The following is a 12,715-nucleotide window of genomic DNA, read 5'->3' as shown; positions in this document are numbered from 1 at the left end:
GTGCCTGCCCGCGGCGGAGCACGGGGGGACGGAGCCCGGGGACGACCGGGGCGGCCCGTGCGGCGGGGGCGGGCTCCCGCACGGCGGGAAGGGACCCGCGTGCGGCGCCCCGTACGGGGGGTGGGACCACATCCCCCACGGGGAGCAGGGGACCTCCGGCGCCCAGTACGGGGGCCGGGCCGACGGCCCGAACCAGCGGCCGGGCGGCGGCCCGCGCGAGGACCGGGGCACCGGCCCGTGCGCGGGGCCGGACGGCGGTGCGCACGGCCTCCGGGACAGCCTCCGGGACGGCGGGAGGTCCGGCGCGCGCGGCGGACCGGACGCCGGGTCCCGCGAGGGCCCGAGGGGTGACGCGCACGGCCTCCGGGACGGCTTCCTGCGGGGTGGCCGGCGGGGTGGTGTGTGCCGGGGGCCGGGCGGTGAGGCGTGCGGGTTCCCGGAGGGCTGCCGGTGCGGTGACCCGGGTGAGGTGCTTGGCTGCGGTCTGCGCGAGGGGCCGGGCGGCGGCCTCCCGGACCTCCGGGACCGCTGCCCGTGCGGTGGCCCGGGTGAGGGGCCGGGAGGTCGTCCGCGCGGCCGTCGGGGCCGTTGCCGGTGCGATGGGTCCCGTGGCGGACCGCCCGGGTTCCGGGGCTGCCACCGGGGCGGCGGTGCCCGGCCGCGCGGTGGACGGGGGATGTGCCCGTGCCCGGACCGCCGCGGCGGCGGCCGTCGCGCGGGCGGATCGGAGCTGCTGCTCGTCTGGCGGTCGGACGCGGCCCTCGGGCCCGCCCTGCTCCGCTCCCGACGGCTGCCCCCGCCCGGGGCGCGGCCGGCGCCCCCGCACCCCCTGCCCTGCCCGTACGGGCACGGCGCGCCGCCCTGCGACGAGCACCTGTGGGTGGACGCGCACGGCCCCCGGGCGGCGGAGCTCGCGGTCCACGCCGACGTCCTCGTGAGCCGCGTACCGCTGCCGCCCGGGGCGGCCCGGCGGCTGGTGCGCGAACTGCTCACCGGGCACCCCGGATGCCTCGCCGCCGCCGTCCCCGACACGGCCGGGGGGTGCGCCGCCGGGGTGCGGGCCCCGGGCGGCGCCCTGGCGGCCCCGGTGCGGCTGGAGCGGTACGGGCCGGTGCCACCGCAGGCGGTCGCGTCGGTGCTGCACGCCTGGACCGTGTCCGGGCGCCCGCCCGGCGCGCTGCGGTCCGTTTCGGCGGTGCACCGCCGCTGAGCCGGAGTGCAAGGGGCGGGGCCGCTGCGGGACGGCCGTGCCGGGTGCCCGGGACGGCCGTCCCGGGCACCCGGGGGTGGGGCGGACGCGGTGGCTCACCCCCGCCGCGGCCGTCCGTCCAGCCGCCCCGCCTCCTCCGGGCTCAGCCGCCGCAGCAGGTCCCGGGCGGCGCCGAAGCACCGCTCCGCCTCCGCGAGGTCGCCCCGTGCCTCGGCCGCCCCGCCGAGCCACTCCAGGCAGCGTGCCTCCCAGTGCTCGGAGCGGGCCTCCCCGGACCGGAAGCGGCCGAGCGAGTCCTCCAGCAGCCGCACCCCCTCGGCCGGTCGCCCCGCGCGGTCCAGGACGTGGCCGAGGAGGGCCCGGACCCGGGCCGCCTCGTACGTCTCGCCCAGTTCCTCCAGTTCGCCCGCCGCCCGCCCCAACTGGTCGGCGGCGGTGGGGAGGTCGCCCGCGGCGACCGCCGTCTCGCCCAGCCGCCGCCGGGTGAGCGCGGCGCCCCGCCGGTAGCCGATCGACTCCCTGAGCCGCAGGGCCTCCTCGAACCGGGCCCGCGCCTCCTCCAGCCGTCCGTCCAGCAGACCGACGTGGCCCAGCCCGCTCAGCGCCTGCGCCTGCTGGCGCGGGTCGCCGTCGGCCGCGGCGAGGTCCAGCGCCCGCCGGTACCAGTCGGTGGCCTCCGCGTACCGGGCGGCGTCGCGCAGACCGATCGCGCCGGAGGTGAGCATGCGGCCCTCGCCCTCCCGCGACCCGGCGCGGCGGGCGGCGTCCAGGCCCAGCCGGTGCGCCTCGATCCAGGGCTCGGTCGGCCGCAGCCGCAGGAAGAGCGGCCACATGAGGTCCGCCAGGCGCCAGCACTCGCTGTCCATGCCGTTCCGGGAGGTGAGGCGCACCGCGCCCAGCAGGCCGTTGCGGTGGGTGTCCAGCCAGGCGAGGGCCTGTTCGGGGCCGTCGAGCGGGGTCGGGGCGGGCAGGTCCGGGGGGAGGTCGTGGCCCGGCAGCCGGTGGCTGGGGGTGAGCAGGCGCTCCGCCGACGCCGTCGTGGCCAGGCACCAGCCGACGAAGCGGCGCAGCGTCTCCTCCCGCCGGGCGGGCGTCTCCCGCTCCTCGCCCAGTCGGCGTGCGTGCGGGCGGACGAGGTCGTGGAACCGGTAGGTGCCGGGGCCGGTCTCCTCCAGGAGGCTGGCCTCCACCAGGGCGTGCACGGCGTGGTCGGCGGACTGCCCCGCGTCGCGCGGGTCCGCGCCGCCGTCGTCGCGCGGCCCCGGCGGGCCGTCCGGGCGCGGGCCGTCGCCGCCGAGGGCGGTGAGCAGTGCCAGGTCGTGGCGGTCGGCGGGCAGCAGCCCCATCCGCCGGTACAGGGTGCGGCTCTCCTCCGGGAGGGCGTCGTACGAGAGGTCGAGGGCCGTGCCCATCACGGCCTCTCCGTCGACGCGCAGCGCGTCCACGGCGCCCCGGCCCCGGGAGAGGCGGTCGGCGAGGGCGGAGACGGAGTGGTGCGGGCGCAGGGCGAGCTGGGCGGAGGCCAGGGCCACGGCGAGCGGCAGCCGGCCGCAGAGCCGGACGACCTCGCGGGCGGCGGTCGGCTCCCGCGCCACCCGCGGGCCGCCGCCGACGGCGAGGAGTTCCACGGCGGACTCGGGGGAGAGCCCGGCCAGCCGGTGGGCGGCGGCGCCGTCGGCCTGGAGTCCGGTCAGGCTCCGTCTGCTGGTGACCAGGGTGAGCCCGGACGGGGCGCCGAGCAGCAGCGGGCGTACCTGGGCGGCGGTGAAGGCGTTGTCCAGCAGGACCGCCAGTCGCAGTTCGGCGGTGAGGGAGCGCCACAGCGCGCTGCGCCGGCCCGTCCCGGGGGGAACGGCGGAGACCCCCAGCGCGATCAGGAAGGACTCCAGGACGGCGGACGCGGGGACCGGCCCGTCCTCCCCGTCGCCGGGCTGGCCGCCGAGGTCGGCGTAGAGCTGGCCGTCGGGGAAGCGGTCGGCCCGGCCGTGCAGCCAGTGGGTGGCGAAGGTGGTCTTGCCGACGCCCGGGAGCCCGCTGATCACCAGCACCTGCGGCGCGTGCGCCGGATGCCGGTCGCGCAGGGTGTCCAGGGCCCGCCGGTCGGCCTCCCGGCCGAGGAACCGCACGGGCAGCGGCGGCAGTTGGCGGGGTACGGGGGGACTCCGCCGGGCGGCGGGCGCGGGGGCCGCGGTGTGGAAGTGGATGCCGCCGTGGACGTCCCGGGCCTGGACGCTGGGGCCGTGGAGCGTGGCGTCCCCGTCGATGGAGTTGGTGACGGCTCCCGGCGGGGGCGGCGTGGGCCGGGGCGGGGGCGGCGCCGATGACACGGACGGGGGCTGAGCAGCGGGGGCGTTCGTGGGAGGTACGGGGATGCCGTCGGACGGTAGGGGGCCTCTGCCGGGCGGCAGACCGCCACTGTCCGGGGGAATGCGGACGCCGCCGGGGGGCGGATCGATGCCGTCGGGAGGCAGGGCACCCACACCGGGCCGTAAGGGGCCTCGGCTTGGCGGAAGATCATCACCGCTCGGGGGTAAGTGGACGCCGCTGTGCGGTGGATCGCCGCCGTCGGGAGGCAAGGTGCCTCCGCCGGGCGCTAGATGACCACCGCTCGGGGGTAAGTGGAAGCCGCCGTGCGGTGGATCGCCTCCGCCGGGCGGCAAGGGACCCGCACCGGTCGGCAGATCGTCCCCTCCGGTGCCCGAGTGGCCACCGCGGGACGGCGCTTCGCCCCCGCGCAGCGCTGGGTGTCCGTCCCCGACGGGCACGTGGCCGCCGCCGTGGGGCGCGGTCGGGCCGGAGGGTGCCGTGGGCGGGGGGACGAGGACCCCGGGCGCGTGGCGGTGGGCCCACGCGGTCAGCGCCTCCCGGGTGGGGGCGTCCCGCCCGGCCAGGGCGTGGAGCCGCCGGGCCAGTTCGCGCGCGGTGGCCGCCGCGTCCCGTCCGCCCGCGGGGTGGAGGGGGCCGAGCCGGGCCACCGCCGGGTCCGCCCGGGCCGCGACACCGGCCACCACCGCCAGATCGCGCCACGCGGGGGGTGCCGGGGCGGTGCCGTCGCCGGCGAGGGCCGACAGCAGGGCCTCCAGTCCGTCCGAGGAGAAAGTGCCCATGTACGCGACTCCCTTCCATCGTCGGGATGTCCCTCCCCGCCCCCGGCCGGGCACGAACGCATGCGGTTACTAATCGGTCAATTTTGATCCGATGGTGACGCAAGGTGTTCGAGGATGTGGGAATCGTGACACTCTTGAACACTTGACAATCGCAGACCCTTCCGGCGGGGAGGACGCTGGTGGAGTTCGAGATCAGGCTTTCGGGACCGGTGGAGCTCCGCGCGGCGGGCCGCCGCGGTGATCTCCGTTCGACGAAGACGCGGGTGGCGCTGGCCGCCCTCGCCTGGGACGCGGGCCGCACGGTGAGCGTGGACACCCTGATCCACCGGATCTGGGACGACCATCCGCCGGGCAAGGCCCGGCAGGCCCTGCACGTCCACATCTCGCGGCTGCGGAGCGCGCTGGCGGTGGCCGGGGAGGAGGCGCCCGCGATCGTCAGCCGCCGCAACTCGTACTCCCTGGAGGCCGATCCGGACCGGGTCGACCTGCGCCACTACACCACCTGCGTGGAGCGGGCCCGGTCCCTCCGCGGCGGCGGGCAGGCGCGGGCCGCCCAGCGCCTGCTGGACCGGGCGGACGGCCTCTGGCGCGGCGAACCGCTCGCGGGGATCGGCGGCGCCTGGGCCGAGCACCTGCGCGCCGTCCTGGGCGAGACCGCCCTGGTGGCCGCGATGACCCGGGCCGAACTGCTCCTCGACGAGGGCCGGTTCATCGAGGCGGTGCCCGTCCTGCTGCCGGCGGCCGAGGCGCACCCGGTCGACGAGGCGCTCGCCGAACGGCTCGCCGTCGCCCTCTACGGCAGCCGCCGCACGGCCGAGGCGACCCGGCTGCTCCAGCGGACCCGGCAGCGCGTCGTCCGCGACATCGGGCTCGACGCCGGGCGCGGACTGCACCGGGTGCACCAGGGAATCCTGGCCGGCGTCCCCCCGGCCGACCTGCTGCCGCGCACCGCCGCCCCGGCCGAGCGGGAGGCTCCGCCGGGGCCCGCGCGGGTGGCGCCGGACAACCTGCCGCGCGACGTCCCCTGGTCCGGGCGGCGCGAGGAGCTGCGGCGGCTGACCGCCGCCCTCTGCGAGGGTCCGGCCACCTCGGACGTGGTCACCGTCGAGGTGATCCACGGCATGGGCGGCGTCGGCAAGACCGCCCTCGCCGTCCACCTCGCCCACCGGCTGCGCGGCAGGTTCCCGGACGGCTGCGTCTTCCTCCACCTGGGCGGCGGCTCCACCGACCGGGCCCGCCCCGCCCCGGAGCGCCTCCTCGCCGACCTGCTGCGGCTGCTCGGCGTGGGCGCCGACCAGCTCCCCGGCGACCTCGACGGACTGGTCGCCCTCTGGCGCTCGATGGCGCGCGACCGGCGCATGCTGGTGATCCTGGACGACGCGACCTCCTCCGCCCAGATCCGCCCCCTGCTCCCGGGGGCCTCCCCGACGGCGGTCGTCGTGACCAGCCGCCGCAGGCTGCCCGGACTGCCCGGAGTGCGCCCGCTCTCGCTCGACGTGCTGCCCCCCGACGACGCGGCGGCCCTCTTCGCGCGACGGCTGGGCGCCGAGCGCGGCGCCGACCCCGCCGATGTGGCGGAGATCGTCCGCGTCTGCGGCCATCTGCCGCTCGCCGTGGAGATCGCCGCGAGCCGGCTGCTCACCCACGCCTCGTGGGGCACGGCCGACCTGCTGCGCCGCCTCGGAGGCGGGCGGCTCGCCCAACTGCGCGACATCGAGCGGACGCTGACCCGCGTCTTCGAGGTCTCCTACGAGGCGCTCGACGCCGAGCAGCGGCTGGCGTTCCGGCGCATCGGACTGCACCGGGGCGTGGAGTTCGGCGCCGGGGCGATCGCCGCGCTCACCGGATTCTCCCTGGAGAAGGCCGAACGGATAGCCGAGGAACTCCTCGCGCACCATCTGCTGTCCGAACCCGTTCCGCACCGGTACACGATTCACGATCTCCTGCGCGACTACGCGCGTTCACTCGTGGAAGCCGGAACAGCCGATTCCCCGGACGAGGTCCGAAGGTCCGTGCAACGGCTGGCGTTCCACTACGTCCACATCGCGGACCGCGCCGACCGGCTCGCCTATCCGTTCCGGTCGCGCACGGATGTCGGTTGGGGCGATCTTCCCTCCGGGGCGGACCCGGACATCACGGACGCGCGTTCGGCGGAGGGCCGGCTGCTGACGGAGTCGGCCAATCTCCTGGACGCGCTGGACTGGTTCGTCCACCACGGCACGGAAAGCCAACTGGCGCTGGCGGTGCATGTCCTGGCGGGATTCCTGGACATGGAGGGGCATCTCGCCGCCGCCGAGCCGTTGCTCCGCCGCGCCGTCTCGCACTGGATCACCGCAGGTGACGGCGGGGCCAGGGTGCGGGCCCTGCTGGACCTCTGCGCGGTCTGCATCCACGGCTCGCGTTTCGAGGACGCGATCACCGTCGCGCGCGAGGCGCTGGACATCGCCCGGTCGCTGCGGGAGCGGGAACTGGAGAGCGAGTGCATTCACCAGCTTTCGATCTCCCTGTGGCAGACGGGGCAGTACACTCTGGCGCGGTCCCTCCAGAAGGAGTCGCTGAATTCCCTTCTGCGAAGGGGGAGTCGGCTCCGTGTCGCCCGTTGCCGGAATCTGCTGGGGATCATCCACCTGCATTTGGCGGAGAATTCCGAAGCGCTCTCGTATTTCAACGCGGCCCTTGCCGACTTCACGGCCCTGGGTGATGAGCGGGGTAAGTACAGCGCGCTCAACAACAGGGCCGAGGTGTACCGGAAGTCGGGGCGCTGGGAAGCGGCGGAATCGGCCTATCGGCAGGCGATTCTGGTGGCGGACACTCTGGGCAACCCGAGGGACAAGGCCACGCTCCAGATGAATCTCGCGGCCGTCACGGACGAGCTGGGCAGGTCGGGGGAGGCCCTGGCGCTCTACGAGCAGGTGCTGCCCGTGCTCCGGGCCGTCCACGACCAGCGTGCCGAGGCCATCGCGCTCACCAGGACGGGCCGCGCGCTCCGCCTGGTCGGGCGCACGCACGAGGCGTTGCACCGCCACCATGCCGCACTGGAGATCACCCGTGCCATCCACGCGACGGGCGAAGAGATCGACATCCTCTACGACCTGGCCCTGGCCGAGTGGGACGCGGGACACGTCGGCAGGGCCATGGCGTGCCTGGAGTCCAGCCTGGAACTGAGCCGGGGGGTCGGCGCGAGCGCCGAGGAGGACCGCGCCGCACGGGTTCTGGCCCAACTCCGGGGTAGTGCCACGGCGTAGTCCTTCCAGGAGTGCCGTGCCGGGAGCCGGGGCGTGCGGTTGCCGTCGCCCCGGCTCAATGCTGCCCGAGTGCCGGTGAGTTGAATTGCTGCACTTGCATGAGCCATAGTCGGTGCTCCAGGCCGGCTCGTGTCGGAGCCCTGGTCTATGTGCCCATGCCTGCGCTCGGACGAGCTACTTGCGGGCTTCAACGAAAAGACTGAACAGTGCCAAGTCTCCCTGTTGTGCGGAAAATCATCGGCCTGATCGTGTTCACCTGCATTGCCTACACAAACAAAAACTTTGATACAGGTCTCCTGGTGGTATAGCCGAGCCGCCGCCCGGTACCGTCCGCCCCCAGCGGCCCGGTGCCGGGTTCCCCCGCGTGGATGTGGCCGGTCGGGGGCCTGCCCGGGACCGGGCGGGTCTGGGAGCATGGCGATCCGATCCGTTCGAATCCGCTGGGCGACTGGGGGGCACAGACGTGGATCCGATCTCGGCGAGCGTTCTCGTGGCGGCGGCGACCGGCGCGGGGGGTGAGGCGGGGCGCAGGCTCTGGGAGGCCCTGAGCGGGCTGGTGCGCCGGACATCCGGGGACGACCCCGCCGGATCGCCGCTCCCGGCGCCGGGTGAGGACGAGCTCGACGCCCTGGCCAGGAGTCCCGAGGACGAGGAGCGTGCCCGGCTGCTCGGCGAGGCCCTTCGGCAACGCGCCGCCCAGGACCCGGGGTTCCGCGCGCGGCTCGTCCACTGGGAGCAGCGGGCGCAGGTGCTGAACACCGGCTCGGGCGACGTCAGGAACGTCATCGGGGGCGGCACCCAGCAGGGCCCGGTCGTGCAGGGTCGTGACTTCTCCGGGATCACCTTCAACGGCCCGGACGGGCGGTAGCGGCCCCGCCCGCACCGGCACCCCCACACACCCCGCACCCACGCACCCCGCACCCGGGGCCACGGCGAGTGCGCGCACCGGGCAGGGCCCGCACCGCCGCCCGGCCGGGAGGGATGAGAGCATCGGGCGACACCCGACGGGAGCGTCCGTCCGGCCGCGCCGGGGGCCGTCCGGCCGCGCCGGGGGCCGTCCCGCCGTCCGTCCGTACCGCCCGCTCGTCCCCGACCGCCCTTCCGAGGAGCGCACTTGACGGACTCCCTGGCCGCACGACCGCCCGCGCCCGCGGACGCCGACGGGTCCGCCGCCCGGCGCTGGCTGCGCCGCTGGCATCCCGGCCCCTCGCCCCGCGTCTCCCTGGTCGCGCTCGCCCACGCGGGAGGTTCCGCCACCGCCTGGCACCCGCTGTCCCAGGCCCTGGCGCCCGACGTCGAGACCCTGTCCGTGCAGTACCCCGGGCGGCTGGACCGCATCGGGGAGCGGTCCGTCGCGGACATCCCGGCCCTCGCGGACCACGTGGTCGCCGCGCTGGCGGACGTGACCGGCCCGTTGGCCCTGATCGGGCACAGCATGGGCTCCACCGTCGCCTTCGAGGCCGCCCGGCGGCTGGAGGCGGCCGGAAGACCGCCGGTGGCGCTGATCGTCTCCGCCCGGACCGCGCCGTCGGCCGGGCCGTTCCGGCACCTGGAGCGGGACGACGAGGCGCTCATCGAGGAGTTGAGGGTGCTCGGCGGCAGCGAGGTGCTGCTGGAGAACAGGGAACTGCTGAGGCTCGCGCTGCCGCCGCTGCGCAGCGACTTCGCCGCGCTGGCGGCCTACCGCTACGAGCCCGGCCCTCCGCTGGCCTGCCCGGTCACCGCCCTGGTGGGCGACCGTGACCCGCGCGTCGGCCCCGGCGAGATGCGCGACTGGGCGGACCACACCGACGCGGGGTTCGCCCTGCACGTCCTGCCCGGCGGCCACTTCTACCTCCAGGACCAACTGGACGCGGTGGTACGGCTGGTGCGCGAGTCCCTGGCCGCGCACCTGGACTGACCGGGGTTCCGGCGTCCCCCCGGACCCGGTCCCGCTGGTGCGGCGGGCGGCGTGGCCCGGTTCCGCCGGCCCGGTTCCGCCGGCGCGACGGCCGGACGGCCCGACTCCGGTGGCGCGACGGCTCGGACCCGGTTGCGCGACAGCCCGGCAACTCGGCAGCGTGGCCCGGGTGCCGGGTGCCGGGTGCCGGGTGCCGGGTGCCGGTTGGCCCGACGGCCGGGCCCGTCGGCCCGAAGGCACGGTTCCGCGGACCGTGGCCGGTCCGGCCGATGGACGGTGCACGGCTCCGTCCTCCCCGACCGCGCGCCCGGTGCCGTCCCGCCGACCGTGCGTCCCGCCGGGCCCGGCACGACCACCGCCGCCGGGCGCTCCCCCGGCCTCACCGCACCGCACCGGCGGCCGTGCCGCGTCGCACCGGCGGCTCCCGCCCGACGCGGCCCCAACGCGACGGGCCCCAACGCGACGGGCCCCAACGCGACGGGCTCCGCGCGACGAGCCCCGTGTGACAGGCCGCGCGAAGCGGTGTCCTCGGCCGGGCCGGACCCCCGAGGCGCCCCGTCCCGCCGGGGACCTCCAGGGACACCCCTCCCGGGACAGGAGGGACCTCCACGGACACCCCTCCCCGGACAGGAGGGACCTTCACCGACTCCCCTCCCGGGACGGAAGGAACCTCCACCGACTCCCCTCCCGTTCCGCACCCCGGCCATCTCCTACTCCACCCCGGCCTGCCTCACCCCTCCCCACTCCGACCCGGTCCGGCGGAAAGGACCGGCTTCCTTTCCCGTCCATTGCGGCGTTCCGGAAATTCGAATTCCAGTGTCCAGAAGATTTCAGCCCGGAAGGAATGGTCCCGCGCCGCCCCTGCTCGCCGCCCCGGAGAATGCGCACCATTCCCCGCCGGAAATCGCCATCTCTCCCCGGGCGTGGAATTCTCCGGTAGGACGAACGCAACTGCCGGGCCCCCTTCCGTCTCGGCCGGACGAGGCTCCGGACCCCGTGACCGGTGCCGGGTCGAGGGAGGTGAACCACTTCCCACGTGGGACGATGTACCCGGAGGTCGGGCCCCTGCGGACGCGCTCCGGCGACGGCCCCCGCCCGCCCCCGGCGTCCGCTCCCCGTTTCGGGCCGCCCGGAAACGGGACCCGATTCACGGTCCCCTTCCCGAGGAGGCCGGGCGCCGGGAAATGTCGATTACTCGCCGGGAAGCTCCTGTATCATTGGGGCGTCACTTTGCGTCGCGGAACAGCAGCCCGAACGGGAACGAAATGGCCGACCTGATCACCAGCACGGGGAATCCCGTGGTCAAGCGAATGCGGCAGTTGTCGGAGCGCAAGCACCGGCGGCGCGAGGGCGCGTTCGTCGTGGAGGGCGTCCAGCCGGTGTGGCAGGCCGTCGAGGCGGGGGCCGGGATCGAGGTGCTGGTGGTCGCCCCGGAGCTGCTGCGCTACGAGCCGGCCCTGCGCATGGTGCGGGAGCGGGAGGAGCGGGGCGTCCGGGTGGTCCGGGTCGGCGCCGGTCTCTTCACCCGACTCTCGGAGCGGGACGGCCCCTCCGGGCTCGCCGCCATCGTGCGCGGGAGGCTGCGGGAGCTGGACGAGATCACGGTGCGTCCGGACAGCCGGATGGTGGTGCTGTACGAGGTCGCGAACCCGGGGAACCTGGGCACCATCGTCCGTACCGCCGACGCCACCGACACCGCCGCCGTCATCCTGATCGGAAGGGCCACCGACCCCTTCGACCCGGCCGCCGTGAAGGCCAGCATGGGCGCGCTGTTCAACGTTCCGGTGGCCCACGCGGCGACGGCGGACGAGTTCTTCTCCTGGGCCGCGGACCGAGGCGTCACCGTGGCCACCACCTCGGCGGCGGCCGAGAGCAACTTCTGGAACCATCGGGTACCCGACCCCGCTCGCCATCCTGCTCGGCGCCGAGGGGCCGGGATTGCCCCCGGAGGTGCTGGAGCGGGGCGACATCCGGCTCCACATCCCCATGGTGGGCACCGCGGAGTCCCTCAACCTCGCCGTCTCGGCCGGGGTGCTGCTCTACGAGGCGTGGCGCGGCGCGGGCGGCCCGCAGGGCTGAGCGCGGCCCCGTGCGGGTCCCGGGGGCGGTCCCGGCGTCCGGTTGAATGACCCCGCCGTTTGAATGACACCGCCGTGCGGCCCGCGCGGACAGTGAGTGAGAGGTCCCGATGAACATCCAGCCGATCGGTGTGCACCACCCGAAGATCAAGCACGTGCAGTCCGTCCAGAACAACTCCGCGCCCAACCCGCAGAAGCTGTTCGTCGCCGAGGGGCTCTGGGCGCACAACCTGCTGCTGGCCAACGACACCTATGTCGACACCTTCTTCTGGTGCCCCGAGGCGGCGTACGGGGACGAGGCGCGCAAGCGGGCCGAGGAGATCGCCGCGCGGGCCCGTGTCTCCTACGAGGTGTCGCTGAAGACCTTCACCCGGATCTCGGAGCGGGACAAGCCCGACGGGCTGCTGTCCCTCGCGCGGCTGCCGCAGTGGGACCCGGAGGCGATCCGGTTCGGGAAGTCGGCCCTGGTCATGGTGGCCGACGGCATGGAGATCCCGGGGAACCTCGGGACGCTGATCCGCACCCTGGACGCGTGCCGGGCGGACTGCCTGGTGCTGACCAACCGCCGTACCCGGCTCACCCACCCCAAGGTGTTCCGGGCGAGCCAGGGCATGGTCCTCACCCTGCCGATCGTCGAGTTCGACTCCCCTGAGGAGGCGGTCGACTGGCTGAAGCGCAAGCGCTTCGACGTCTACCTCGCCGACACGGAGAACGCCCGGAGCTACCGCTCCTACCCCTACGAGGACCGCCGTACCGCCTTCGTCCTCGGCGCCGAGCGCTACGGGATCCCCAAGGCCTGGTACGACGCAGGGTTCAAGCGGGTCTTCATCCCCATGATGGGCTCGGCCGACTCGCTGAACGTGTCGATCTCGGCCGCCGTCATGCTGTTCGAGGCGCGGGCGCAGAAGGAGGGCTGGTAACCCCGGCGACCGCCCCGGCCCCCTCTCCCTGCCCCCGGCCGCCCTGCCCCGTCCCCGATCGCCCCGTCCGTCCCCCGATCGTCCCGCCTCCGTCCCCTCGCCTCCGTTCCGGCTCCCCGCCTCTGGCGCGGCCTGTGACGCCCCCGGCGCCCGGCCCGTCGGTCGCCTGCCGCCTGCCGCCTGTCACCTGCCGTCCGCCTCCCCGCCGGACTCCCACCATCCCCGCCCGCCCGGCGGGACCGCCGCACGGCGAAC

7 protein-coding genes and 1 pseudogene are annotated in these 12,715 nt (G+C 75.7%); 7 read left to right on the top strand and 1 reads right to left on the bottom strand.

The features are described 5' to 3' along the window. The first annotated feature begins 676 nt into the window (after positions 1-676). Positions 677-1,210, top strand: coding sequence for a hypothetical protein (locus GTY84_RS11075; RefSeq protein ID WP_161225998.1), 534 nt, complete (start codon positions 677-679; stop codon positions 1,208-1,210). A 95-nt stretch (positions 1,211-1,305) separates the two neighbouring features. On the opposite strand, the gene GTY84_RS34895 is transcribed toward GTY84_RS11075, so the two are convergent. Further along, positions 1,306-3,537: a tetratricopeptide repeat protein gene (locus GTY84_RS34895; RefSeq protein ID WP_345943398.1), complete on the bottom strand. Its 2,232-nt coding sequence runs from the start codon at positions 3,535-3,537 to the stop codon at positions 1,306-1,308. Between the two features lie 959 nt (positions 3,538-4,496). On the opposite strand from GTY84_RS34895, the gene GTY84_RS11065 reads away from it, so the two are divergent. The 6 genes and pseudogenes from GTY84_RS11065 (at position 4,497) to GTY84_RS11045 (ending at position 12,460) form a co-directional block, all read left to right on the top strand. Further along, positions 4,497-7,562 carry a tetratricopeptide repeat protein gene (locus GTY84_RS11065; RefSeq protein ID WP_161225997.1) on the top strand — a complete coding sequence of 1,022 codons (3,066 nt, stop codon included), beginning with the start codon at positions 4,497-4,499 and terminating at the stop codon, positions 7,560-7,562. A gap of 463 nt (positions 7,563-8,025) precedes the next feature. Further along, positions 8,026-8,430 (top strand): hypothetical protein, encoded by a 405-nt coding sequence (locus GTY84_RS11060; RefSeq protein WP_161225996.1) that lies wholly within the window; start codon positions 8,026-8,028, stop codon positions 8,428-8,430. A 246-nt stretch (positions 8,431-8,676) separates the two neighbouring features. After that, positions 8,677-9,462, top strand: coding sequence for an alpha/beta fold hydrolase (locus GTY84_RS11055; RefSeq protein ID WP_237532184.1), 786 nt, complete (start codon positions 8,677-8,679; stop codon positions 9,460-9,462). A gap of 1,184 nt (positions 9,463-10,646) precedes the next feature. Beyond that, positions 10,647-11,276: pseudogene (locus tag GTY84_RS34890) on the top strand (TrmH family RNA methyltransferase); the annotation flags it as partial. 124 nt (positions 11,277-11,400) lie between these two features. Further along, positions 11,401-11,541, top strand: coding sequence for a TrmH family RNA methyltransferase (locus tag GTY84_RS34575; protein WP_272919180.1), 141 nt, complete (start codon positions 11,401-11,403; stop codon positions 11,539-11,541). 109 nt (positions 11,542-11,650) lie between these two features. Then, positions 11,651-12,460, top strand: a complete 810-nt coding sequence (locus GTY84_RS11045; RefSeq protein ID WP_161225995.1) for a TrmH family RNA methyltransferase — start codon at positions 11,651-11,653, stop codon at positions 12,458-12,460. Positions 12,461-12,715 lie beyond the last annotated feature (255 nt).

It is taken from the genome of Streptomyces sp. SID8352, from assembly GCF_009862265.1.
Taxonomy (GTDB): domain Bacteria; phylum Actinomycetota; class Actinomycetes; order Streptomycetales; family Streptomycetaceae; genus Streptomyces.
Note: the sequence above shows the minus strand (reverse complement) of the source record. Positions and strands in the feature narration are given on the sequence as shown.